At 42.0% G+C, this 26,058-nt stretch carries 16 protein-coding genes; 8 read left to right on the plus strand and 8 right to left on the minus strand.

The window, feature by feature from the left end; translation table 11 throughout:
* Positions 1–248, minus strand: a 248-nt coding sequence (locus tag G630_RS24240) for a transposase zinc-binding domain-containing protein (RefSeq protein ID WP_196805784.1), incomplete at its 3' end; no start/stop codon positions are given.
* A gap of 284 nt (positions 249–532) precedes the next feature.
* Between G630_RS24240 and G630_RS0111335 the strand changes: the two genes are divergently transcribed.
* The 4 genes from G630_RS0111335 to G630_RS0111350 all read left to right on the plus strand — a co-directional run bounded on the left by G630_RS0111335 (position 533) and on the right by G630_RS0111350 (position 5,122).
* Positions 533–1,861, plus strand: coding sequence for an MFS transporter (locus G630_RS0111335; RefSeq protein ID WP_026498628.1), 1,329 nt, complete (start codon positions 533–535; stop codon positions 1,859–1,861).
* A 140-nt stretch (positions 1,862–2,001) separates the two neighbouring features.
* Positions 2,002–2,514 (plus strand): helix-turn-helix domain-containing protein, encoded by a 513-nt coding sequence (locus G630_RS0111340; protein WP_026498629.1) that lies wholly within the window; start codon positions 2,002–2,004, stop codon positions 2,512–2,514.
* Positions 2,515–2,626: 112 nt separating this feature from the next.
* Entirely contained in the window at positions 2,627–3,994 is a 1,368-nt protein-coding gene (locus G630_RS0111345) for a leucine-rich repeat protein (protein WP_026498630.1), read from the plus strand.
* 78 nt (positions 3,995–4,072) lie between these two features.
* The gene (locus G630_RS0111350; protein WP_026498631.1) at positions 4,073–5,122 is read left to right on the plus strand and encodes a fibronectin type III domain-containing protein; all 1,050 of its coding nucleotides are present in this window, start codon (positions 4,073–4,075) and stop codon (positions 5,120–5,122) included.
* A gap of 68 nt (positions 5,123–5,190) precedes the next feature.
* Here the strand turns inward: G630_RS0111350 and G630_RS0111355 are convergent, their stop codons facing one another.
* The 4 genes from G630_RS0111355 to G630_RS0111370 all read right to left on the minus strand — a co-directional run bounded on the left by G630_RS0111355 (position 5,191) and on the right by G630_RS0111370 (position 11,236).
* Complete coding sequence (locus G630_RS0111355) at positions 5,191–7,056, minus strand: BspA family leucine-rich repeat surface protein (RefSeq protein ID WP_026498632.1); 1,866 nt, start codon at positions 7,054–7,056, stop codon at positions 5,191–5,193.
* Between the two features lie 14 nt (positions 7,057–7,070).
* Complete coding sequence (locus G630_RS23610) at positions 7,071–8,726, minus strand: BspA family leucine-rich repeat surface protein (protein ID WP_081667890.1); 1,656 nt, start codon at positions 8,724–8,726, stop codon at positions 7,071–7,073.
* Positions 8,723–10,384: a BspA family leucine-rich repeat surface protein gene (locus G630_RS23615; protein WP_049946181.1), complete on the minus strand. Its 1,662-nt coding sequence runs from the start codon at positions 10,382–10,384 to the stop codon at positions 8,723–8,725. The genes G630_RS23610 and G630_RS23615 overlap by 4 nt, the downstream gene beginning before the upstream one ends.
* A gap of 291 nt (positions 10,385–10,675) precedes the next feature.
* Positions 10,676–11,236 (minus strand): hypothetical protein, encoded by a 561-nt coding sequence (locus G630_RS0111370; RefSeq protein ID WP_026498634.1) that lies wholly within the window; start codon positions 11,234–11,236, stop codon positions 10,676–10,678.
* Between the two features lie 683 nt (positions 11,237–11,919).
* Between G630_RS0111370 and G630_RS21615 the strand changes: the two genes are divergently transcribed.
* Together G630_RS21615 and G630_RS0111380 are read left to right on the plus strand one after the other, a co-directional pair.
* Entirely contained in the window at positions 11,920–13,707 is a 1,788-nt protein-coding gene (locus G630_RS21615) for an alpha-glucosidase (protein WP_049946182.1), read from the plus strand.
* A 99-nt stretch (positions 13,708–13,806) separates the two neighbouring features.
* Positions 13,807–15,399, plus strand: coding sequence for a diguanylate cyclase domain-containing protein (locus tag G630_RS0111380; RefSeq protein ID WP_196805785.1), 1,593 nt, complete (start codon positions 13,807–13,809; stop codon positions 15,397–15,399).
* Here the strand turns inward: G630_RS0111380 and G630_RS0111385 are convergent.
* Together G630_RS0111385 and G630_RS23620 are read right to left on the minus strand one after the other, a co-directional pair.
* On the minus strand, positions 15,373–16,557 hold the full coding sequence (locus G630_RS0111385; protein WP_026498636.1) for a substrate-binding domain-containing protein: 1,185 nt from the start codon (positions 16,555–16,557) through the stop codon (positions 15,373–15,375). The two genes, G630_RS0111380 and G630_RS0111385, sit on opposite strands and share 27 nt — an antisense overlap.
* 197 nt (positions 16,558–16,754) lie before the next feature.
* On the minus strand, positions 16,755–18,953 hold the full coding sequence (locus tag G630_RS23620) for a leucine-rich repeat domain-containing protein (RefSeq protein ID WP_026498637.1): 2,199 nt from the start codon (positions 18,951–18,953) through the stop codon (positions 16,755–16,757).
* Between the two features lie 244 nt (positions 18,954–19,197).
* Here G630_RS23620 and cysS point away from each other — a divergent pair, with 244 nt between their 5' ends.
* Positions 19,198–20,682 (plus strand): cysteine--tRNA ligase, encoded by a 1,485-nt coding sequence (cysS, locus tag G630_RS0111395; protein WP_026498638.1) that lies wholly within the window; start codon positions 19,198–19,200, stop codon positions 20,680–20,682.
* 129 nt (positions 20,683–20,811) lie between these two features.
* Positions 20,812–22,311, plus strand: a complete 1,500-nt coding sequence (locus G630_RS0111400) for a hypothetical protein (RefSeq protein ID WP_026498639.1) — start codon at positions 20,812–20,814, stop codon at positions 22,309–22,311.
* A gap of 13 nt (positions 22,312–22,324) precedes the next feature.
* On the opposite strand, the gene G630_RS0111405 is transcribed toward G630_RS0111400, so the two are convergent.
* On the minus strand, positions 22,325–25,729 hold the full coding sequence (locus tag G630_RS0111405) for a ligand-binding sensor domain-containing protein (protein WP_026498640.1): 3,405 nt from the start codon (positions 25,727–25,729) through the stop codon (positions 22,325–22,327).
* Positions 25,730–26,058: the final 329 nt, after the last annotated feature.

Below are 26,058 nucleotides of genomic sequence, written 5' to 3' on the forward strand. Positions count from 1 at the left end.
GACATAGCCTGAGCACGTTTCTGTGAATACATGGCACCGCATGTAGGGCAGAATCTTGAATGACAACGAAAGGGAATAAATTTGAGAGTACCACAATCAGGGCAGCCGTACATGGCGCCGCCATAAGCAGGATCCCCGCAATTGATCATCTTATCGATGTTTTCTATTTCGGTCTTGCGGGGATGAAGAGTATATTGAATTTCTTCATAATGATCGCGGAACAGATCTTGTAGAGTATTTCGTTTCATAAAATCATTATGAATGAGTTGAGGCAAAAAACAACCCCACCCCTCATGATTGAGGGGCAGGGGAGTTGAGGTGCCGTAGGCACTTTTTTATTAAGCCATTGGAATACCAGGGATAATATCAACGGAAAAGTAAATAATACCCTTGGTAAAGTGTATAAATCCGTCTAAAATGTATACCAAAGTGCAAAAAAGCTACAAATATTTACGAGAACTAAGAAGTGGCAACTTTTTACCCTAAATTAGGGTATCATAGATATAGAAAAATATGGTAGGGGGAGAACGGTATGAGTAAGGATGCAAAAAACAGCACGCTTGGTTTCTGGCTATTGGTATGGCTTCTGGGGCTTGCAGGACAGCTGTGTTGGAACATGGAAAATCAGTGGTTTAACACCTTCGTATACGCCAAAATAGCCAAGGATCCCACCATAATCTCATGGATGCTGGCCATATCTGCCACCGCCACAACTATATCTACATTCCTTTTTGGCTGTATTTCAGACAGAATTGGAAACAGAAAAAAACTGGTTGCTTTAGGCTATATCCTCTGGGGCGTGTTCACCATACTCTTTGGAACCACACAGTTCATGAAGCATGGAAACGGGGATGAAATGGCATTTGTAGGTGTTGCCTTTGCAGTTATCGCTGCGGATGCCATCATGAGCTTCTTTGGATCCATGGGTAATGACATAGGCTTCAATGCCTGGATTAACGACCACATGAATGAAAAAAATTCAGGCTCTGTCGGTGCGGCCCTGGCTGTCCAGCCTGTTATCGGAACCATAGCAGGAACCGTCATGGGCGGACTTTTGGTAGGCGCTGATGATAATTATATGAGACTCTTCGTTGTTATCGGCCTTCTGGTAATCCTGCTGGGAATCGTATCCCTTTTTGGCATGAAGGATGCGGAAAGTCTTAAGCCCTCAAAGAAAGGTTCTTTTTCAAAACAGTTCTTTTCAATATTTAATGTCAAAGAATACCTGCAGCACAGGGAGCTGGTATTTGTAAACCTGATGCTGGCAGTTTACTTCATTTCCTTCAATGTTTACTTTTCCCATCTTGGTAATTTCATGATCTATTATCTGGGCTTTACTGCAGATATGATGGGACTTATCGAGGGTGTTGGACTTCTTATTGCGATGTTTTCCGCAATCCCTGCCATCAGGCTTATTCGCGACGACAGATCCTCATTTCTGATATTAGTGGCAGTAATCCTTAACGCAGTAGGACTTTTTATCATCGGACTATTCGTATCACCTTCAAATGTAAATCCCGCCACAATCTGGAATCCGCATCTTCTGGCGGGGGTACTGTTTGTGGGCATCGGTTATATCCTTTTCCTGCAGACCATTACAGTATGGTCCAAGCGTCTGTACCCGGAAGATGCCAGAGGACAGTTCGAAGGAATCCGCATTATTTTCTACGTTCTGATTCCAATGGTTGTTGCACCACTTATTTCCAATCCAATTATCAAGACCAGCGGAGAATTTGTGGACGAATACGGTTTCACGGAGTATCTCCCCACTAATACACTGTTTCTGGCGGGAGTTGTCATTTTGCTGATGACACTAATTCCGTTATTATTGGCCAATAAAGAACACAATCACAGAAAATAGTAATAAACCGGAAAACATCGATAAATACTGAGGTGGACAAGGTATGTCGGGTTGCGAAAATGACATTTCTCTCGCTTTATGTCGTGTTCGCACCAAGGCATAATTGATAGGATTTTTTCAGAAGGAGGAAACAAAATAATATGGATCAGCAAAAGATCGGAAGCTTTTTAAAAGAGCTTCGAAAGGGTAAGAGTCTTACCCAGGAACAGCTTGCAGAACAGTTTGGAGTCTCAAGCAGAACAGTCTCTCGTTGGGAAAACGGAAATAATATGCCGGATATTGATCTTCTAATAGAACTTTCCGACTATTACGAAGTTGATCTTCGGGAAATCCTCAATGGAGAAAGGAAAAGCGAGAATATGGATAAAGAAGTAAAGGACACGGTTTTACAGGCAGTAGATTACACAAATACAGAGAATGAGAAGTACAACAAGCGCATACGTATATGTAATGCCATAGGAATGCTTCTTATTATGGCATATATGATACTTGTGGATTCTGCGATTTATAATGAGTACCATCAGGTTAGAATCATCACCTCTCTAATCCAAGGTATGGCAGTTGGTATGATGCTTGCGGGACTTCTTATGTCCAGCAGATACGGAGCAAGAATCAGAGCGTTTAAGATGAGGCTGTTAAAAAAAGAAAAATAGACTCAATGTGACGAAACTTCCCATGCAAACATATCTTTTTTTTGTTATAATCTTTCCTTGAGGGGACGCCGCTTTCTGCGGTAAAAAATATAATTCTAAGGGGAAAGAATCTATGAAGAAATCACTCAAAGCACTACTTCTAACAGTCGTGTGCCTTTTTCTTGTGTTCTCTAAAGGCAGTGTAAACGCGGCGAATTCAACAATCTCAGTAACAGACAAAGATATGCTTGGCACCTGGACCGGGACTTATACCGGAACCAACTCGGGTACTAAAATCGACAGAAAAATCACGCTAAATGTTAACAGGTATTCAAAGAACGGTAAGTTTTCCGGAACAGCATCAATCGATGACAACAGAAATGGAAACTACTACTTCGAAGGCTCTATCGATTCAGAAGGTGAGATAAGATTCGAAGGTGAAAAATGGCGTCACAATCCCAGTAATTTTGGTTTCGGCACTTTCGTCGGAACTTTCGGTGATTCAAAGAAAACAATCAGTGGTACGATGGATGGCGCAACAGACAGACCTTTCACTATCAGCCACACTTCTGCTAACTATGTTGAAACGGCAGTTCCGGCTACAAAGGTTGCTGAGTACTGGACAGGTGAATATGACGGATCCAGCGGATCAACTGTTGTAAGAAGAAACCTTAAGACACATATAACACATCTTGCCGGCGGTAAAATTCAGGGCGTCAACAGATTGCTTCCTTCATCAAAGGCAGATTCACAGTACGGAGCAACAGCCAAATACTACTTCAAGGGAACTTACGATGAGGCACTTGCAACCTTCAACATTCAGGGATATGAATGGATTGAGTATCCTGCAAGTGAAGACGGCGTTTCAAATTGGTCATTCGTAGAACTGACAGGCTTCATCGATCCTGCAACGGGCACAATTATCGGATCCACAGATAACGGAATCTGGAGCATGCGCATAAGTAATGCAGCAGAGTTTGAATACACTCCTGACTACAGAGAAGACGCTGTCTTTGAAAGTGGTGAGACTACTTACTACACTTATGCAAATGGAACATCAGATGTTAAGACCTGCAAGAGCTATACAACAACACTGACAATTCCCGATACCATCGAAATGTATCATCAGCAGTATGCTGTTATCGGTATTTTCAAGAAGGCATTTTACAAGAATACTTCTATTCGAAAAGTGGACGGCGGACATAACCTCGGAAGCATAGGTGAGAAAGCTTTCTATAAGGCAAAGAATCTCCGAGAAGTTGATTTTGCCAATGCTCCGATAAGCAAGATTGATAAGAGAGCATTCTACGGATGCAGCAATCTTAAGACCGTAAGTATTAATGGTGACACCCTTTCAAAAGTTGGAGCAAAAGCTTTCACAGGCGTTAAAAATGCTAAGGTTTATGTTCATGCCAAGGATAAAAAGACTTTCAATAAGGCTGTTAAGCGCTTAAAGAAGGCCGGCATGAAGAAGTCAAAGTATAAATTTGTAAAGCATTGATAAAAAAGAATCCTGCCTTCCCCAACATGGGGAAGGTGGCGCGCAGCGCCGGATGAGGGAAAGGGGATCACGAGACGTATGAAAAAAGTAACTAAATATCTTTCTTTATTACTGGCTGTGATTTTAACGGCCACAGCTTTTCAGATGACGGATGCTTCTGTAAGTAGTGTTAAGGCCGCAGGAGAGAATGGCCTTGATCCGATAATTATTCCGTACAACACAGGCGATTATGCAAGTTATACGACGCAGTATCGCGATACTTATTATGCAATAGATCTGCCTGAGGATGGAGATCTTAAGATTACTATTCTCAGTGATTATGCTTATTTGGAAAAATTTTACACCGACTCATACAATTTTATAGATGCGTATGAGAATATAAGTACGAATAAGCCTTATGTTGCACACTTTACCGCAACTGCCGGAAGATATTATTTGTATTTCTACGGAGCCGGCAAAAATTTCAAGATTAAAACCGAGTTCTCCGGCTTTGGCTTTAAAGATGAGTTCGACGATGTCTATGAAAATCCCAAGATGTACAGCCTTGGAACAGAGGCAAACGGGGCGGTCGGATATACGGATGAGTATGACTGGTATAAGTTCGAGATTCCGGAAAACGATAAGTATAAGATCAGTTACATAGCTAACACCGGTTATTACGACTTCAATATATTAGATAATGATCTGAATAGTTATTGGTATGATAGCAGTGTAAAAGGGAATGAGCTTAAAACCGCTAACTGCTATTTCATTAAAGGTACTTACTACATCAAGATTGTTGGCGGCCGTAAGGCAAAATATAAGTTCACTATTGCGAGAACAGGCGTAACACCTACAGCAATTAAGAAAGTGAAGGCAGGTAAGAAATCTGCCAAGGTTACCTTCAAGAAGGTAGATGATGTAACCGGATATCAGATTCGATATTCAACAAACAAGAACTTCAAGGGCAAGGTTAAAACCAAGTCCTTTGCGCAAGGCTACAGCAGTACCAATAACCTGTATGCAACAATCAAGAAACTTAAGAAGAATAAAACCTATTACTTCCAGATTAGAACCTTTGAAGAAGGAAGATCAGGCAACTACTATTATTCTGACTGGTCAAACACGAAGCGCATAAAGGTTAAATAATTTCCTAAAATCAAAAGCAGCCCTTATCGTGCAATGCACGATAGGGGCTGTTAATATTTGTGGCACTTTTATTTTACAGTGGCATTTGTCTGCTTTGCGACAGCCTTAACAAGCTTCTTCTTCGCATTACCCTTTAGCCCTTTAATCTTAATAGTCGCATTCTTGGGTAATTTTTTAAATGCGCCTTTTCCAATGACAAGTTTTTTATTTGCCCTGATGGTTATGGATTTAAGCTTCTTACAGCCCTTGAAGGCATCCTTTCCTATCGTAGTTACATTTGATCCGATAGTTAGTGACTTGATTTTTTTATTGCCTTTAGCGGCATTTTCCGCAATTGTTGTGACAGGGTACGTTTTACCAAAAGCTTCAACAGTATTGATCGAAACCTTACCGGATGCTCCGATCTTAGTAACAGTAGCACTGCCATCTGCATTAAGGATGTATGTATTGTTCCCTACTGAAAATTCCTTGCCTGAAGTAGCTGTTTCCACAGTAGGAACTTTGTTTTCTTCAGATCCGGGGGATTCTTCAGAACCATGGCATTCTTCAGATCCGCTGTAATCGCCAACATTCTTTTCATCGGCCAGTCTGATAAATCTGTGGCTTTTTGCCGATATCGGAAAAGACTTATATTTCTTTCCATTATCCGGCTTTCCGTCACCGTTATCATCAAGAGCAAAAGTTGCCTTAAGCGGAACAGCCCTTGTCACATTTTTAGGAGAGATGATCACTTTAAGCTTATCGCAATCTGTTACGAAATTATAATAACTTCCGTTACTGCATACGTTAGTAAAATCGAGCTCCTTTAGGTTAATTGTCTCGATTGAAGTACAGCCTTGAAACATACTCGTAACTCCCCGCAGCTTTGACGGCTTAAAACCGGTCAAATCCACATTTTTTAAGGATGTGCAGTTTTTAAACATAGAAGATATGTATTCAAGGTTAGAGGTATCAAGAGATTTCAGACTGACACTCTCAAGGCTTGTGCATCCGCGAAACAGCCCACTCATTTCCGTTACATTTTTTGTTTTCAGCTGTGAAAGATTAACTGATTTTAACGAACTACAGTCTGTAAAGACATTGGACAAACTTATAACATTTGATGTGTTTAGTCCTCCAAAATTTACAGTTTCAAGACTTGTACAACCATCAAACATATTATCTATATCTTTTACGTTCTTAGCTTCAAACCAGCCGGGAAATGAAAAACTTTTAAGCCCTTTGCAGTGATAAAACATTAATGACATATCTGTTATTTTGGATGTATCGAACTTTTTCCAGGTAATCTCTTCAAGTTTGGAACAGGTGCGAAACATCTCGCTCATATCCGATACTCCTGACAGATCGATATTGCTAAGGTCAACCACCTTTAAGTTGTAACAATCTTCGAACATGCGGAATACTTCTTTTGGAGCCGCATTTTTAATTATATTCGAATCAAATGTAGTAAGACTACAGCATTCCTGGAACATATATTTCGCATTAGATACATTCTTTGCACTTATGCTTTTTGCACCTTCATCAGTGATGGATTCCAAAGATCTAAAGCGTTTGAACATATCCTCGCAATCGGAATTGAAAAAAATGGTTGATTTTGCATAAATGTAAACTATGAGGTTTTCTTTGTCGTAATAGGCAGTTACATTATCTCCCACAGGAGTATTGGGAAAACCTTTTATTTTTGCAAAGGTTTTGCTATTAACCGTAAAAACCATTTTCTCAGGCTCATCGCAATATGAGATGGAATTGGTGAAAGAGTCATCCTTACCTTTAACAAGCTTTTTTATATTCCCATTAAAGGTCATGCCTTTATATAGAGTTGGATTGGATTTAGCTTTTGCTGCTGCGTTTGATACAAATGAATTCGCTGCTAAAAATGCAACTGCAAAGGTAATGACCAGTGCAAGCATTATATGTTTTAAAATTTTTTTCATACCTGTATTCCCTCTTACTTAACCTTTACATCAGCATTCTTCTTTAAAGCCTTAATAAGCTTTTTCTTTGCTTTACCCTTAATGCCGTTAACTTTGATAACCGCTTTCCTATTTATCTTCTTAAAAGCACCGCTCTCTATTTTCAGATCTGTATTGGCGTTTATGGTTATCTTTTTAAGGTTTTTACATCCTGAAAATGCCTTTTTTCCTATCTTCTTTACGCCTGTACCAATGCTTAGCGATTTTATTTTTTTATTGCCCTTGCAGGCTCCCCCGGCGATTTCAGTAACAGAATATGTAAAACCGTCAACTTCAATCTTGTCAATGATGACATCCCCTGATGCAGTTATCTTCGTTGCAACGGCGCTTCCATCGGAATAAGTATTGTATTCAATCCCGGACACATTTGCCGCTCCGTCCTTTGCTGTCGGTTTTGGCGGTTCAGGCGCTTCAACTTTTTCTTCATCTTTCTTTATATTAAAAATGAAATGATATGATGAATCAGAAATCGGAATCTTGGAATATTTGCTATCTGAGTCAGGCTTATCGTCACGATTGTTGTCGAGATAGAACTCTCTCGGAAGCTCTATTTCAGCGATGGTCTTGCACGGAGTGTCAATTGTTTCAAGCACCTTGCAGCCTGTCAGCATATTTTCTGTATCACTGTTATTTGACAGATTAAAACTGCTGATATTTAAATTTGTGAGACTCCTGCAGCCATAAAACATGCCCTGTATGGTTTCGGCGCTCTCAGTATCAAACGAAGATAAATTCAGGCTCTGAAGGCTTTCACACCCTGCAAACATCTGACTCATCCAGGTCGCGGCAGCAGTATCAAAATTGTTAAGATCTAAAGTAGTCAGTTTATTGCACTGTTCAAACATTTGACGCATGCTTCTTACGCTTGAGGTATCAAAGCTTGACACATCCAATTTTGTAAGGCTCCTGCATTTTGAGAACATCTCCGTCATGAAGTCTGCATGAGATGTATCAAAACTTCTAAGGGATAGGTTCTGAAGGCACTCACAGCCATAGAACATCCTGCTAAAATCTTCTACCTTTGCGGTTTTAAAGTTCCCAAGCTTTATTCTTTTTAGTGATACACACCCCTCAAACATAGATGACATATCAGTTACATTAGAAGTATCAAATCTGCTAAGATCCACAGATTTAAGACTCTTGCAGTTCTTAAACATTTTATTTGTTGAATCCACATTCTGCGAAAATTTTACATTACCCTTTGAAAAATCAATCTCTTCCAGACTGGTGAAATTTGCAAAATCTCCGCGGGGATCATCAAAAATTATGTTGTTTGCTCTTGTGCATACATACACTGTTTCGATATTTTTATCGTAAAAAACATATACCCCATAACCCGCATATTCATATGGAAGATTACTGTAAGATGTTAAATCCGCTTTGGCGATAAAAATCATTTTCTTAACAACTACGTTTTCATTATTTTCACCAAATATTCCATTACTCACACTTCCTGTAAGGCTGTTAACTGTTCCCAGATGGGTAATAACACCATCTTCACTTGAATACTCTCTTGCGCTGCCGATTATTGATGACGTACCAATCATGATCACAGCACCTGCAAGTACGGCAATCCCCTTTATCCGTTTTATTATTCCTGCTCTCATACTTATTCCCCTGATTTCACTCATTTTACTTTTGCATTTGTCTGTTTCTTTATGGCCTTAATTAGTTTTTGTTTACTCTTTCCTTTAATGCCTTTAACTTTTATGGATGCTTTCCCTGATATCTTTTTAAAAGCATCTGTACCGATTTTTAATGATTTATTGGCATTTATAGTGACTTTCTTGAGTTTGTTACAGCCCTTGAAAGCATTCTTGCCAATTGAAGTCACATTGTTTCCGATTGAAAGTGATTTGATTTTCTTATTCCCTTTACATGCGGAAGCTTCAATTTCTTTTACAGGATATGTTTTTCTATCGTAGGAAACGGTATTTATGGATACTTTTCCGGATGCTTCGATTTTAGTGACTGCAGCATTTCCGTCACTTTTCAGCTTGTAAGTTATTCCTTTGTCAGTTATTATCGATTCCGCGCTCTTTGGTTCTGCTGCTGGTGTTTCAACCGCCGGCGCATCGGCCGGTGGTGAAAAGACCATAGTGTCGTCATCAAACGGAATCATCCTGTTCATACTGTCAGAGATGGGATTTTTATGAAAAGTCTCCGATGTGTCAGGCTGCCCATCCGAATTATTATCAATAACCATCAGCATGGGGAAATCCATAAATCCGCGTGTTGCCTTAGGAGTCATGACTGTCTTAAGGTTCAGGCAGTTGTAGAGTATTTCATCTGTATCATAGACTGCCGACAGATCAAGATTTCTTATATCGAGATATTCCAGATTTTTGCATGAGCGGAACACTCCTTTTGCTTCACGTATATGCGATGACGAGAAATTCCTAAGATCGATACTCTTTAAGGATTCACAAGCCTGAAACATACAATCAATATCGGTTGCATCACAGGCACCGAAAACACTTAAATCCAATGATTCCAGTGCACTACAGCAGCTAAACATCCACGATATATCTGCAGCGTTCTTCATATTAAAACTTGAAATATTCAGTTTCTCAAGACTGTCACAATGTTGGAACATCGCTCTGGTAGAGCAAACATTTCCGGTGTCAAAGCTGCTAAGGTCAAGTTCTTTTAGGCTATAACAAGAATCAAACATATACTCCATGTCACCGACATAATGCGTGTCCATTTTGCCAAGATCAATTTCTTCAAGATTGTAACAATCCTCAAACATCTGCTTCATAGAGTATACATGTGAGGTATCAAAGTCCTTTAGGTCAAGGCTTTTTAATTTTCTGGCATATTTGAACATGCCTTGCATGAATGTGACATTTGAAGTATCCACTCTGCCTTTTCCAAAATCAATCTCTGCAAGCTCTTTAAAGCCATAAAACATATAGCCTGTACTTTCCCCAAAAATTATCTTATCGGCTGCGCTGTATATTGAGATAGTTCCCTTCCCGTCATAGTATGCAGCAACACCTTCACCTACGGACACGCTTTTCTGTTTCTTTGGTTCTTTTGCTTTATCCTTCGGTAGAAATACGATCCTTGTGATTTTCTCATCATACTTTTCGTAGTTCATCTGTGGATCACCATTAGCGAGGCTTTTTATAGCACTACAAAAATACGATCCGTTTAACAGTGTTCCTGTTACTTTAGTCTGTTTATTGTCAGCTGCTTTTGAAATAATGGACGAATGTCCTGACAACACAAAAAAACACAGCAGAGCTGTGATGACGAAAAATAAATTCCCCAACTTACGCTTCATTTTTGATTTCCCCTTTTAAATTTTCATCCCAAATAATAGGTTCCCCTCTAATCTGATATTCTAGCAATGAGATATATAACATTGCAAGTGTTTATGTACATTTTTTCGTTAAATTAAGTTAGAATATGAGAAGAACAAGGAAAACAAATTTAGTTGGGGAATGAATAGAATAAGAAAAACCTCTGAAATGCAAATAGGTAGGCACTTCAGAGGTTTGCTGTTAATGAATTATTTTATAGTATGATTTGTAGTTGTGGAGTGATTTTTACTCCAGGATTTGTTGTCGTAGGGTCACTTGATTTTAAGTGTTGTTGTGCAGGCGCTGCTCTTATTACCCTGGTGGAACTGGAAATACATATAAAGCTGAGTTCCCTTACTGAGCTTAATTGTGCCGACACGTTTCTTCTCGCTGTTGGAATATTTCTTGGTTGCAATCATCATGAAATGGTTCTTGGTACTCTTTTTTAGCTTCACTGTCGTTCCTGCAAGACTGGTGGCATCTCCGGGTACAAAGAATTCAACCGATCCGAAAATGAAGTCTTTCTTCTTGCCCTTAACGGGGCCTGCAGTTATTGTATAAGTCTTGGTCTTTGGAGCAACAAACTTGAGAAAGCCACAAAAGTTCCCGGCATCATTTTTGGTAGTAACGATGCTGTAATTGCCGGTCTTGGTAATTGTTGAAACTGTCGGTTCAATATCCTCTAATTGGTCCGAGAAAAGATTCTGAGTAAGAGTAATTCTCTTAGCAGCCTGTACATTGATGGGAAGCAGCAGACAAACGCTCATTGCAAAGACAAGAGCAAGTGACAAAATGCGACTAAAGACGCGTCTTTTTACGGATTTATTCTTCATATAATCCCCCTTCCGATAAGAAACACATAAGAAACAAAATATAACGAAATGTTGTGACACGTATATTATAGCAAGTTAGAATCTTCGTGAAACCAGAGAATTATTATTTTTTCATAAACTTGTAAGGAGACAGATGTTGGTGAATCCAGGTAAAACTGATAAATACTCTATTTTATTGGAGATTTGTATTGGAGATTTTAGATTTGTTGGAGATTTTTCTTGTTACAACAAATAACTCTATTATCATGTCATTTGTTGTATAGGTATCAGCTAAGATGCAACAAAATAATGAGCTGACAGAAGATTTGTTGTATGGCTTTTGCTTGGAAACAACAAATTCAGTTTATATCACAAAATTGTTGTACATAGGACCCTCATATTACAACAAAAATGGCTCGATATGAAAATTTGTTGTTTTGCCTTTTTTGGGTTACAACAAAATCTTATTTTAGCGCTGTATTTATTGTATAGAAGTATTTGGATTACAACAAAAACTGATTTTGAAGCTGCATTTATTGTTCAGAAGTAATAATGGCGAATAATAGACAGCAATTCTCAATTTGATTCAGCTCCAATTGAATGGGAACTTCCAAGGGAATATACTATATTTATAGGATTATGGCACTAATAAATGAAAAGGTGTTACTGTGGAAAAACCTGTTAAAAATTCACCGAGGTGCATTATGTCAGACACAAATACAAGAGAAAAAGACTGGTACAAGCGGATGGCGTTTTACCAGATATGGGTTAGGAGCTTTGCGGACGGAAACGGAGACGGAATAGGTGATCTCTATGGCGTCTACGATAAGCTCGAATATGTAAAGTCGCTCGGAGTAGACGGCATTTGGTTTTCGCCGCTGTACCCGTCTCCGAATGCGGACTTTGGCTACGATATCTCGGATTATAAGGACATTCATCCCGATTACGGAACGCTGGAGCAGTTCAAGAAGGTGCTGGATAAAGCCCACAAACTGGGGCTTAAGATAATCATGGACCTTGTAGTAAACCACACCTCAGACGAGCATCCCTGGTTCAAAGAGAGCAGGAAGGGAAAGGACAATCCCTACAGCGACTATTACATCTGGCGGGATAAGCCCAACAACTGGGACAGCTTATTTGAGGGAAAAGCGTGGGAGTACGACGAAGAAAGAGGCCAGTACTATCTCCATATTTTTGCAAAGAAACAGCCCGACCTCAACATGGATAATCCCAAGGTAAGGGAAGAAGTTAAGTCCATCATGCGATTCTGGCTTGATATGGGAGTTGACGGCTTCAGGGAGGATGTCATCAATTTCATTTCCAAGAAGGAAGGACTTCCGAACGGATTGCCGTTTCTGCCTGCCGTAAACGGAATGCCCTACTACAAGGACGGACCGCATATCCATGAATATCTCGGAGAATTCCGAAAGGTGTGCCAGGAGTATGACTGTTTCCAGATCGGAGAAGGGCCGATGACTACGGTGAATTCTGCGCTTAAATACCTGACGGGAGAGAATAAGTCCCTCGACATGATGATCTCCTTTGATCACATGATGGCGGACTGTGTCTATACGGAGTACATTCATAGACCGTTTTCACTGGTAAAACTGAAGAAGGCCTTCACCAAGTGGCAGACAGCACTTGCGGGAAAAGCGTGGAACAGCTTGTATCTTGAGAATCACGATCATCCCAGGATTGTCAGCCGCTACGGAAGTGAACACTATCACAGGGAGAGCGGGACGATGCTTGCCGCATGCTACCTGTTTTTGCAGGGGACACCTTTCATTTATCAGGGGCAGGAGATTGGAATGACCAACATACGCCTTCACTCGATCGACCAGTATGTGGACATCTCCAGCAAGACCAACTATCACACCTACCACACCAAGGATGATGAGAAAAAGCGTATGCGAAGGATACACATCTCCAGCAGGGATTCCGCGAGAACTCCCGTACAGTGGGATGACTCAAAGAACGCAGGCTTTTCTAAGGCAAAACCGTGGTTTTATGTGAATCCGAATTACAAAAAGATCAACGTGAAAGCGCAGGAGAAGGACGAGTTCAGTATCCTCAATTTTTACAGAAAATGCCTGTCTCTCAGAAAGAGCTCCAAGGCGCTCCTCTACGGCGATTATAAGGAATATTATCCGAAGGATGGCAACATCTATATGTATGAGCGGAGCCTCGGGTCAGTGAGTTATCTGATAATCTGCTCTTTTTCAAGACTACCTGTGAAGGTCAGCATTCCTGAAAAATTCATAGGCAAGAAGGGGCAGCTGATGCTCTGTAATTACCCGGACAGAAAGCAGTACATGGGCAGCGAGAGTGTGGGCGAGAAACTGAAGGAAGAATTTAGAAACCTCAAGGAAACCGGTGGGGATTCCGAGGCTATAGGTGACATGATGCGAAAAGAACTCAGTACCTATGCGGTTCACCATGGCATGTACAGGCCTTATGAGGTGAGAATTTACCGCTTCCGAAATAGATTATAAAAATTTAAGGATTGCTAAATTGTTGCCCCTATTTTATAGCGGTACAATTAAAGCATGAAACGCATAAAATCATGCTTACTAATTACATATTGTATTCTCATGGCGCTCTTTTCCTTCGCACAAAAGGTCAATGCGAAGGATAGTTTAGAGCGCCAATTTCGTGTACTTTTCATTTCGTCTTATGGCTTTTCAAATGCTGCGGTTCCCGAGCAGCTAAAGGGCTTCGAAGCGGGAATTGATGGGATAAATGTGGATATCTGCTATGAGTTTATGGATGCAGACAAGTATTACGGCGGAATGGATATCCAGAACTTCGATAAATACTTGAAATATAAGATTTATTCGGTGAGATCCTATGATCTGATTGTGGCTTCGGATGATTCCGCTTTGCGATATGTCATTAATAACAGGAACGAGCTGTTTCCCGATACCCCGCTTGTTTTCATGGGTGTGAGCAACAAGACAGAAGCGATGACCGCTGCTGCGATGAAAAATGCGACGGGCATCACGGAGATCCCTGACTTTGAGGGTAACTATGCCCTTATGAAGAAACTGTTCCCCGGTAGGGAGCACCTTAATGTCGTTGTGGATGCGACAATAGCCGGGCAGGGTGATTATGTCGAGTACATGAAGTTCAAGGATGAAAATCCCGACATAAAAAGCACGGTGATCAATACCTCGTATTATACCGCCAATGGACTAAAAGAGCTTTTGGGGTCTCTCGGCGATGACGATATCATTCTTTTCCTTGATTTTGCAAGGGACGGAGACGGGAATTCCTACTCTCTTGCGAATGCGTCCGATTTTATGTCGACCTATGCGCCGGATGTGCCTATCATGAGGCTTGCTTCTTCTGACATTGAACACGGAGTTCTGGGAGGAATTTCCTACTCATTCTACGATGCCGGATGGATTGCGGGAGATGCCGCAAAGAGAATTATTCTCGGGGAAAATGTGGACGATATGCCGCTTATGACTTCCACGGTTACCACTCCTTACTTTGAACAGGGAAGCATGGATCATTTCGGTATTAAGTATTCAATGCTGCCCGATGGCTCGCAGGTTTTGAATGAACACAAAAATCTTGCGAAGTTTTACCGCGAAAACACTATGCTCAGTAACCTTGTTATAGTTATTGTTCTGTTGATGATTGCTATCATTTTCATCCTGAATATAACCAATGCCAAGAGAAAGAGGCTGATGCGTACGGATTTCCTTACTCAGATGCCAAACAGAATGAAGCTTATAGAAGATATGAACCAGACAATCGGGCTGCAGATGCCCTATGGTCTGATTATGCTTGATGTCGATCATTTTAAAGATATAAATGACACCTACGGACATAAGGTCGGAGATGAGATTATTGCCGGAGTGGGTGAGCGGCTGAAAAAGCTCTCGAAAAATCAGCTGCATTTTGCAAGGCTTGGAGGAGATGAATTTTCCGGACTTTTCACATCACCTTCCAATGAAAAAGCCAAGAAGATATGCGAGAGCATAATAAAGAGTACAAAGGCTCCGTTCAAGACTTCTGCGGGAGAATTGAAGCTCACCGTCAGTATCGGATGCGCAATGTACCCTCTTGATGTGGAAGATCCAAACAAGGTCATGGAGAGCGCCGACAGCGCACTGTACGTGACCAAGGAAAATGGGCGAAATGGTTATACTTTATTTGACAGCATAGATAAGACCTGATGCATTGCGGGCGTAGTAGCCGGTGTCGAACAGCTCTTTTTCTATATTATCAATTGTTATGGTGTACGGCTGAAGGAGATAGGAATTGACTACCTTTATGCCGTTGTTATAATCCTTCGTATTATAGGCACATTCAAAACCCCACGAGGAATTATCTATAAGGTCGTAGTTCGGAGTTTCTCCGGATAAAAGAGCTGTTCCAAGCGATACGGTCACGATGGATTCCTGTTGAAGCGCTTTGTATACGGTCATACTCTGGGTTCCCTCGAAAATATTGTAAATATTCGCGATGTCGCCATCCTGTCCTGTCACAAGGACTGTGTTTGTGCCGGGGTAGTCGGATTCGAGAGCGCGAACTGCGCCGAGGGCGGTGGAGTCGTTGGCACAAAGAACCGCGTCAAGTCTTGTTCCGGGAGGGTAGTAGGAATTGAGAATAATCTGAAGCCGCTGCTGCGCTATATCCGTGGACCATTGCGCGGTGGAGGTCTCATAAAAACCGGTCTGGGTGGACAGCACCTTAAGTTTCCCCGAATCAATATAGGGCTGCAGGTTATCCATTGCTCCCTGATAGAAAAAGCGAGCATTGTTATCAACGGGATCACCCGTTACAAATTCTATGTTTTTCTCGGTGCCTTCCTCTTCAAGACCAAGTTTATCTATAAGGAAATCTGCCTGAAGTACCCCGACTTTATAATTGTCAAAAGATACATAATAATCAACAGAATCAGTATTCATCAGAAGTCTGTCATAGGCGATTACTTTGACGTTCGCCTGTTTGGCTTCGTCCAGAATGGAAGTCAGCGCTGCGCCGTCAACTGCCGCGATGACAAGAAGATCTGCGCCGTCCTCAATCATCTCCCTGAGGCCATTTATCTGGGTATCAATGAGATTGTTTGCATATTTGAGCTCCACATCGCAGCCGGCTTTCTTAAATTCATCTTTCAGGAAAAGTCCGTCGCGATTCCATCTCTCCAGGAGATTATCGGGCATGGAAATACCAACCACCGTGCGCCCGTCATCCGAGTGGGTGTCAATGATTTCAGGCTCTGCTTCTGCCTGAGCAGTGTCCCCTGAAACGGCCTTGGTCGGGACGCATCCGGCAAGAGACAGCGCTGCCAATGAAGTTATAAGAAAAGCTGATAGCAATCTCTTAATCATAGTAATTTACTCTCTGCAAGCAGATTGATGATTACTACATAATTATATCATTTGGCGGGTATGATAAAGATTTTGCAGATGGGAAAATGATATTAAAATTTTATAAAGGAGAATGGTCTCTTGGTAATAAAAAGAATCCCGGGGGATATATAATTCCCCTGAGATTCTTTTTGATTGAGGTTATTACGAATGAAAAATTACTTTATCTTGATACTCTTTGCTAAGCCCTTTTTGACGAAAAGTTTTGAATATGTCTTCTTCAGTTTCTTCGGAACCTTGACGGTTACGCGGCTTCCGACTCCCTTGAAGGCTTTCTTTGCAACCGAAGAATTTGTGAGCTTGCTTGATTTTGCGTTTATTGTCTTGAGGTTCTTTGCACCTTTGAAGGCATTTGCTCTGATGAATTCTATATTATTACCAAAGGTTATGGTTGTGAGTTTGCTGCAGCCATTAAATGCCTTTGATGCAATACCGGTTACGTTGTAGGTGACACCATCCATTGTAATTGTTTGAGGAATTGTAATTTTCTTAACCTTCTTGTTAGTCGTCCGCTTATAATCAACTGTAGGATTTTCCTTAGCGGCAGATGTTACGACAAATTCAGCTTCCTGACTTTCATCAGTAAGTGCTGTGCCCTCAGGCTTCGGATCGGGAGTAGCATTTTCAACCTTTGTGGCATCGGTAGTTGATTTCTTGGCTTCGTCTTCTCCTGATGATGGTACAGGTGTTTTCTCTTCTTTACCGGGAGTTTCATCCTCCTCTGTGGGTTTTATTTCAGGCTTCGGCTTAGGTTTTTCCGGATCAGGCTTTACCGGATCAGGTTTCTCTGGGTCAGGTTTTTCAGGATCAGGCTTTACCGGAACGGTTCCTTTAGCGATTATTACTGAGCTGTGATCGGTTATCAGTTTCTCACCGGCATCATCTTCAAACCAGTCATGGCATTCGGAACATATATAATATTCTATATTTCCATCAGCAGTTTCTGTTGCAGGATTTGCCGGAACTCTTGTCAAAGTATGATGCTTAAGAGGAATGTCCCTGGTATATGTATAACCACATCTGCAGGTGACGGTTTCCTTTCCCTTTTGCGTGCAGGTTGATTCTTTTGTTACTTCGGCTTTTGAAACAGTATGTTCGTTTGATACCCAGGTTATTTTGTTTTCCTCTGCATAATCAAAAGCTTTGGAGCTGCATGCGCCTGTAATCTTGAAGCCCGTGATTACTTCGTATACCATCGTTCCACCTGAGGCATAAGATATATATCCTATGCTATGTTTTCCAAATGTAGTAACATTTGCCGGGATGGTCATGCTTGTTAATTTATACATGCCTGCTCCGTGAGCGGATTCGAAGCAACGGGTTCCAATCTCTTTTAAGCCTGTTCCCAGTTTTACTTCAGACAATTCGGAACAGTATGAAAATGCGCCTTCGCCAATTTTGCTTACACTATCAGGTATGGTAATGCTACTTATTTTTGTTCCATAAAATGCATGATTAGAAATATTTGTAACACCGTTTCCTATTATAATTGTTTTGATTTCGGATCTCATTGTATACCAGGGAACTTTGTTGTAATTGTAGTAAGTTCCCATGGCTCCGTTTCCGGATATGGTAAGAGTTGACTTCTCCGCGTTATACACACATCTGCAGCTTCCTGTTGTACCGCTTTCACAATCGACCTCACTGCCGTTTATGGTATAGCTGGTTGCATCATCACTGTTCCTGGAGACACCGGATTTTCCATACGCAAATACTTTGAAATAGTAATTGCTGTTTTCATCATATACTAATGGTACATCCTGAAAATGTGGACTGGTTTTGCCGGTATCAATAGTTGTAACAGTTGGGTCATATATACGTGCTCGCCACACATAATTACCGGTTTTGGCATCATAGACAGCAACAAAGTAATCATCTGCTCCCGGAACTTCATCCCAACTGAGAATACGTTTATTCCATTTAAGATTCTTTGGAGTTTCGAGTTTGGGAATTGCCGATTTATAAGAATATTTAACCGTGTTCGCATAGTTAAGCGAATTTACGCTGTGCATAGCTGTTACGGTAACAGTATATGTTTTTTCAGTGATGGAGGTGTTGTTCTGATCAAAGTACTTGCGTAAATCGAAAGACACACCGTTTGCTTTCCAGGTTGCGCATCCATTAAAAGAATACTTTTCAGATGTTTTCATATTTATAGAAAAACCCAATTCCGAAAAAGTAATCCGATATGCATCAGCATCCTTAACAAACTCCCAGGAAAATACTCCATCAGAAGTATAAGTAAATGCAGGAAGAGAAGAGGCAGCATGCACCGTTTCTCCATGCATAAATGGGAATCCAAGCAGAATAGCAAGGGTTAGAATACTAATAGACAGTTTCTTTCTTAAATACCTCATAAAAATACCCCCTAGAATAGAACAAAAGCTTATCGCATACATAATTATTATAAATGATATTTTGTATGGATTTTTTACGGAATATGAAGAATGTAATGCATAATTCGTACTTGACAACGCGATATAGCTATGATTGCAATAATTCGGAATGGAATGCGATTACTAATTGTGCTAAAATCGTAAGTAGTTTTTTCCAAGATATATGGGAAGAGTAGTGAAAAGAGCAATTTGAGGAGTAAGAAAAATGCCACACACTTTTAGTTTTTACAACACGCTTTCAAGAAAAATCGATGATTTTGTGCCGAGGGAAGAGGGCAAGGTTTCAATGTATACCTGCGGCCCCACCGTTTACCATTTTGCACATATCGGAAATATCCGTACATATATAATGCAGGATGCGCTTATCAAGGCGCTTGAATATTGCGGCTACGATGTGAAAAGAGTTATGAATATCACAGACGTCGGCCACCTTTCATCAGATGCCGATACAGGTGAGGATAAGATGCTTGCAGGCGCAAAGCGCGAGCACAAGACAGTTATGGAGATCGCTGATTTTTACACCAAGGCTTTCTTCAAGGACTTTGATGCTGTGGGCAATAAGAGACCTGACGTGATCGAGCCCGCTACAAACTGCATTCCTGAGTTCATACACATGGTTGAGACTCTTCTCGAGAAGGGCTATGCCTATGTTGCAGGTGGTAATGTATATTTCGATACTAGCAAGCTTGAGGACTACTATGTGTTCTCATCTGCTATAGAAAAAGAGGAGCTTCAGGTCGGTGTCCGCGACGATGTTGAAGAGGATACCGCTAAGAAGAACAAGACAGACTTCGTGCTTTGGTTCACGAAGTCAAAGTTTGAGGATCAGGCACTTAAGTGGGACAGCCCGTGGGGAGTTGGATATCCCGGCTGGCACATCGAGTGCTCATGCATTTCCATGAAGCATCTTGGTGAGTACATCGATATCCACTGCGGCGGTGTTGATAACATTTTCCCTCACCACACCAATGAGATTGCACAGTCTGAGAGCTATCTCGGACATGAGTGGTGCAAATACTGGTTCCACTCCAATCACCTTAATGACAGAGCGGGAAAAATGAGTAAGTCAAAGGGTGCGGTTCTCACCGTTTCCGTACTTCAGGAGAAGGGCTACGATCCGCTTGTTTACAGATTCTTCTGCCTGCAGTCACACTACAGAAAGCCTCTTGAGTTTTCATTTGATGTTCTTGATAACACAGTGACAGCTTATAACAACCTGGTTAAAAAGGTTGAGGCACTGATTGCTTCAGATGATGCTCTTAAGGCAGCAGATAAGAATTTAGAGAGCTTCCTTAATACTGTAAGAAGCAGTGCTGACGTTGATAAGGCTGTGCTTAAGGAATTTGAGGATAAGTTTGCTGATGCGATTTCAAACGACCTCAACACTTCCATGGCAGTAACACTTCTCTATGATGTGTTTAAGGCTGATACCAATGCAGCAACCAAGCTCGCTATCATCGACAGCTTCGATAAGGTTCTCTCACTTGATCTTATCGGACATGCACTTGCAGATGATTCTGCAGACATCGATCCCGAGCTTGAAGCTTACATCAAGGATGCGATCGAGCGCAGAGCAGCAGCCAAGAAGGCTAAGGACTTCGCAACAGCTGATGCTATCCGCGATGAACTCCTCGCCAAGGGCGTTGAGATTAAGGACACACGCGAAGGCGTGAAGTGGACACTTGTCTAAATAAAGCTAAAGCCTTCCCCCTATGGGGGCGCTCGACGTCCGGTGGACGTCGGTCCAGCGCGGACCGAAGCGGAGCGTAGACAGGTGGCGCGTAGCGCCGGATGAGGGGATAAACAAACTAAAGGAATTATGAAGAAGATCATCAGAATAGTTGCAGCGGTAATGGCCGGATGTCTTATGCTGTCGTCACCTTCCGGGGTATATGCTGCAAAAAATGCAAAAGAGTTCAACACAAACATAAACCATAAGGTGTATGCGAGCGGTAGCTACATCAACTGGGAAGGGGTATCCAACGTATCAGAATTTACGGATGAAAACGGGGATTACTGCTTCGCATATTGTAAAGGGAAGACCGTAACTGTAGTAAGGAATAAAAACGGAAAAGTAAAATCGAAGAAAAAAATTAAGATGCAGTACCCGATTTTCGGAGCTGTCTCCTGCGATCAGGAAGGGAATCTATACGTGGTCAGCGGCAGGAAGAATAACTCATCCGATCAGACAAAGAATACGGTTTTTATCACAAAATATTCTAAAAACGGGCAGTTCCTTGCAGCTGTCGGTGATAATGGCAGCGGCTGTTTTCAGAAATACTCTGAAAGGTATGGCTATAGTAGTTCCACCAGAGATACAGATTCCAATACGAAGATCCCGTTTGAAGCCGGGAACTGTGATGTGGCGATAAACGGAAATTATCTTGCGGTCAATTACGGAAGAGGAATGTATAACGGACATCAGAGTAACACCGCGCTGATAATCAATAGAAATACCATGCAGCTGGTGCAGCTTGACAGGTACTATAATTCGCATTCTTTTGCGCAAAGGGCGATTCCGTATCAGGATGGCTTTATCCTTGCAAGCGAGGGAGATGCCTACAACAGATCATTTTCGGTTGGATTCACAACACCCTCTGAGACAGTGCTTCCTCCTGATGAAAAAGCGGCAGAAGAAAGTGCCTGGTCAAATTATGATGCATATGCTCCCGCTTATAAGGACGCAGATAAAGCAGCCCGTGAATATACTACATCGGGATATTCCAGTGTGAGAAATTACGATATATTCCATTTCTGGATAAAAAAGAATTCTGCTTACAACATGTATGTTGTCAACAACAATTATGCCCATATGGGAGGCGTAGCCGTAGCTGATAACAATCATGTCGCACTCGTCGGAACTTCGGTGAAAAACCTGGATAAGAAGGCGGCAAAGCAGAAAGAATGTCTTTTCATACAGATATTTGATCCTACTCAGAGCCTTAAGTCAGAAAATGCTTTTACGATGAAGACCACAAGGTCCGGAAAATCAGGTATAGCCGGGACACAGGACGTAACTGATTATGGCGTTAAGTGGCTTACGAACGGATCATTTACCGTAAGTAACCCGCAGGTAACAGCTGATGCCAAGGGACGCTTTGTGATCCTGTTTGAAAAATATGTTGGCGGAAGTTACAAAGGCGTATATTACATGGTCATAAATAATGATGGAAAAGTGGCAAAGAAGGCTAAGCTCTTTTCGGCAACTGCCTACCTCAACCCCTGCGAGACGCCCAAGACTTGCGGCAATTATATCTACTGGACATCCAACAGAGGAGGTTCTTCAAATCTGCATACATACAGACTTAAAGTAAAATAGTAGGCGATGTTTTTTACATCGCCTCTAATTCGTAGCTGACGGAGAAGCCTTCGTGGCCCGGTGCGTCACCCCAGGTCTTGACTACACGATCAATCGGAACGAGCTGGTCTTCACCCTCGATGTTTGTTAAAAGGGCGACTGCCTGGTTTTTACCTGTGGGAGCAACTACGTCGTTAGAACGAAGTGTCCCTGACAGAATACTGAAAAACTGATCCATTATCTCATCGGACAATTCTTTTCCTTCTTCAGCATTTAACGTGAACTGCACAATCGTTACCTTAGCGTCCGTACGGCGGGACAGGCGGTCGAAGATGCGATAGATTGCCTGTAGCTTGTTGAAATCAACCTTGAAAGCACCCTTGCCTTCATTTCTTTCGCCCAGAATTTTCCTGGTTCCGGCGATGCCCTTGGCGATGCTGTCTTCCTCGGTGGTGAGCTTGGGATTGGACTTGCGATACATCGCATAGCCGTGTTTGCCGTTTTGTTTCACATTGTATAGAGCTTTGTCTGCAAGTCCGAAGAGCTCCTCGAAATCGGTACCTTCATCGGGGGCACAAACCGCACCGATAGAGGCTCCGAGAGGAATTGTCATGTCTTCGCCCATGAATTCCTTGGCGGATTTTACTATCTCTTCGTTGATGTGCTCAGCTTTAGATGCGACAACACTCTCGTCGTTGGTTCCCATGATATAAGCAATGAATTCATCACCGCCCATTCTGCCTGCAATATCGGTTTCTCGGATGCAGGAGCGAATGATGTCTGCAAACCTGATCAGAATCTTATCACCCATATCATGACCGTAAAGATCATTTACCAGCTTAAAGCTGTCAAGGTCGATCATCATGAGAATTCCCTGTTTGGTTTTACACAGTTCGGTGAGCTCTCGCTTGGAAGCTGCTTTGTTGAGGAGCCCGGTCATGGGATCGGTTGTGGCTTCAAGCTTCCAGGTTCTGGCATTTTTGATAGCCTGGATAATTCTGCGGATAACCCATCCGATAAACGCAACAAGCAGAACTCCCAGAATGAAAAGGATTACCTTAAAGTAGGTTCTTTCGTAGAGCTGGGAATCTTTTACTACATCATATACTTCATCTCTTATGATGCTTCTGTCACCTGAATCCAGAACCTGCACGTGGAGCTTATAATTTCCGTAAGGCAGGTTGGTGTAAACAAGACTGCTCATCTCATTCTGCAGACAGGTAATACCTTCATCCTTGGCACCCTCCAAGAAGATCTTCAGAAGAGGGTTGGAAAGTGTGAAGTTGAGGACAGCCACATCAAATTCAATACGTCCCTGGATAGCCGGGATTCTGTAGGTTCCGTTTTCTTCATGTATAATTTCATCGTCCGCGAGAACTCTTGATACGCGGATTTCGTAATCATTATCAAAGGAATTGTAGTCAGTCAGGGATATTTTTCTTACGCCATCGGTACAGCAAAGGTAGAGGTCATCACCTTTGACCGCATTTTTTGCATTGGCTGTAAGCGTTGTGTAGAAACCGCGACTTCTGTTGAGCAGTGTATAACTGTAGTTTTCGTTCTTCAGAAGCGCATCCTCATCTACTACGAAAATACCGGCACTGGAGGTTACCCATGCCTCACCTGATTTTGAGATATATACATCGTAGTTGTTGCTGTAAGGAAAAGCGTTCAACTTGGTGACAGCTCTTCCGGTATAGTAGTAGAGAGAATTACTTGTTACGAGGATGTATCCGCCCTTGCAGGGAACGACCTTCAGAACGACAAGGGAGCCAAGGCCGTCATCTTCGTCTATGGTATCGATTATTTTTCCATCTTCAATAATATACACACCATTTCCGTCAGAGCCCGCGATGATTTTTCCATCATCAGCCTGAACCATGGAGAGGATCTGAGTTCCGAGACCATCGCCTTCGGAGATGGTTTTCACAACTTTTCCATTATCAATGTAGTTAAGGCCTGTACTGCTGGCTGCAAGAATCTGTCCGTCTGCAAGTTCAAGGGTGGAGCGGAAGCGGCTGCCGACTGTATTTTCGGTGTTCTCGTTATATGCTTTGAAGCTTCCGTCTTTTCCAAGCACCATGAGACCATCCTGACCATAGGTGCTTGCCCAGATATTGCCCGCACTATCAAGCATCAGGTGACGAACCCTGACTCCTTCAAATTTCCTCTCGTTCATGTAGGAAATCTGCTCATCGGTGTCAAGGTCAATTGCGATAAGGCCATTATCCATGCCGACATAGAGGAAGTTATTCTTGATGAGAAGGCTGTTAACAACGCTTTCATCAACCTTCGCCCGTGCGAAGATATTCACAAAGGGATTAAGGGAATAGCGCTCTACGCCCTGCTTGTTGGAGGCGAACCACATATTGTCCTGATAATCTATGAAAACATCACTGACTGAGCTGTTGAAACCATCAGCAGACATATCGGTAATCTTATCGTTGTTGCCGATAAATCCGAGACCATTTTCGCAGCAGAAGAAATACCCGTCATTTTCCGGGGAATAAAGAAGCTTGTTAAAGTAAGAAATTCCGTTTGTGTGGATTTGCTTTAAGGTTTTAAGGGAACCATTTTCACTGAGAAGGAACTTCAGTGCGTAGTCAGAACTTGTTCCCACGAGCACTATGCCCTTATCGTTCATGGCTGCAGCAGCATAGTAAACGTTATTTTCATTCTCCATGGATCTCATGGCGAGAAGCTTTCCGTTTTTGATGAAAAACAGCTCACCGCCGTTGGTGACACCTACGATGATATCGCCTGAAACGCTGAGAGTACGCACGCTGTATATCTGGTCACCAAGGAATTCTTTGATTTTTCCGTCAGGTGAAATAATGCAGAGCTGACTGGTGGTGCCGACATAGATGTTTCCCGACTTGTCTTCGCAGATGGCACGGATTGCATTGGAAGGAAGACCTTCAGCAGTTGTATAGAAGCTGATATTGCCGCTTTCCGGCTCATAACAGGCAATTCCGCTATCGTTCGTACCAATCCAGAGATGATTCTTACTGTCGACAAACATCTGCATTACATTGTTGATGCGCTCATCAAGCTGGATTTTCTCAAATCTGTAGCCGTCATATCTGTACATACCGGAATAGGTACCGGCCCAGATATAGCCGTCACTTGTCTGGGCAACAGCGTTGATCTCAGCGGATTCAAGTCCATCCTCTGTATCGTAGCCGATTGCCGCGTAGTCTGAGGAGAAGTTTGGCAAAGATGTCTTTGGCGCTTCTAAATTGCTGTCGGAGGAAGACTGGGTGTCTCCTTTTGCGGATGCAACCAGCATGTTTGTGCCTTTATCCACTTCTAATAAGTTTGTGCCTTTAGCAGCAATGGTTAATGAATATGAAGACACTGTTAGTAAGGCCCCGGCCATGCATATCGCCAGTGCCACTCTTGTAGAAATGCGTGATTTTTGCTTATTAACTCTCTTCATTCATATCCCTCATTAGAAAACCAAATATTCTATGCGGAATAGCATTTAGGCATAATTTGGTAGATTATAAATTCCTACATACACAATTAGTTTATCGTATTGCCAGTGAGGGAGGGTTAAACGGGGATAAAAAGAGTATTAAATTTGCATAACGTATGATTGTGGCGCGCGATAAGTCTATTAGCCCAAATATGGGCTTCTGACTTGCTCGTGGGAGTAGGTTTAAGGCTTGTTGCAAGTCAATCGAGCAGAAAAACCTACTTCAGACTAATAAGAGAGCGTATAAGCAAGTAAAAGGCAAAGACATGGAACATAGATAGGTTGATGAT

Source organism: Butyrivibrio sp. WCD2001, from assembly GCF_000424485.1.
Taxonomy (GTDB): Bacteria; Bacillota; Clostridia; order Lachnospirales; family Lachnospiraceae; genus Butyrivibrio.

What these genes read in the sequence shown, in the direction of transcription:
- G630_RS0111335 (WP_026498628.1), top strand. Translation starts at nt 533, where the DNA reads ATGAGTAAGGATGCAAAAAACAGCACGCTTGGTTTCTGGCTATTGGTA.
- G630_RS0111340 (WP_026498629.1), top strand. Translation starts at nt 2,002, where the DNA reads ATGGATCAGCAAAAGATCGGAAGCTTTTTAAAAGAGCTTCGAAAGGGT.
- G630_RS0111345 (WP_026498630.1), top strand. Translation starts at nt 2,627, where the DNA reads ATGAAGAAATCACTCAAAGCACTACTTCTAACAGTCGTGTGCCTTTTT.
- G630_RS0111350 (WP_026498631.1), top strand. Translation starts at nt 4,073, where the DNA reads ATGAAAAAAGTAACTAAATATCTTTCTTTATTACTGGCTGTGATTTTA.
- G630_RS0111355 (WP_026498632.1), bottom strand. Translation starts at nt 7,056, where the DNA reads ATGAAAAAAATTTTAAAACATATAATGCTTGCACTGGTCATTACCTTT.
- G630_RS23610 (WP_081667890.1), bottom strand. Translation starts at nt 8,726, where the DNA reads ATGAGTGAAATCAGGGGAATAAGTATGAGAGCAGGAATAATAAAACGG.
- G630_RS23615 (WP_049946181.1), bottom strand. Translation starts at nt 10,384, where the DNA reads ATGAAGCGTAAGTTGGGGAATTTATTTTTCGTCATCACAGCTCTGCTG.
- G630_RS0111370 (WP_026498634.1), bottom strand. Translation starts at nt 11,236, where the DNA reads ATGAAGAATAAATCCGTAAAAAGACGCGTCTTTAGTCGCATTTTGTCA.
- G630_RS21615 (WP_049946182.1), top strand. Translation starts at nt 11,920, where the DNA reads ATGTCAGACACAAATACAAGAGAAAAAGACTGGTACAAGCGGATGGCG.
- G630_RS0111380 (WP_196805785.1), top strand. Translation starts at nt 13,807, where the DNA reads ATGGCGCTCTTTTCCTTCGCACAAAAGGTCAATGCGAAGGATAGTTTA.
- G630_RS0111385 (WP_026498636.1), bottom strand. Translation starts at nt 16,557, where the DNA reads ATGATTAAGAGATTGCTATCAGCTTTTCTTATAACTTCATTGGCAGCG.
- G630_RS23620 (WP_026498637.1), bottom strand. Translation starts at nt 18,953, where the DNA reads ATGAGGTATTTAAGAAAGAAACTGTCTATTAGTATTCTAACCCTTGCT.
- cysS (WP_026498638.1), top strand. Translation starts at nt 19,198, where the DNA reads ATGCCACACACTTTTAGTTTTTACAACACGCTTTCAAGAAAAATCGAT.
- G630_RS0111400 (WP_026498639.1), top strand. Translation starts at nt 20,812, where the DNA reads ATGAAGAAGATCATCAGAATAGTTGCAGCGGTAATGGCCGGATGTCTT.
- G630_RS0111405 (WP_026498640.1), bottom strand. Translation starts at nt 25,729, where the DNA reads ATGAAGAGAGTTAATAAGCAAAAATCACGCATTTCTACAAGAGTGGCA.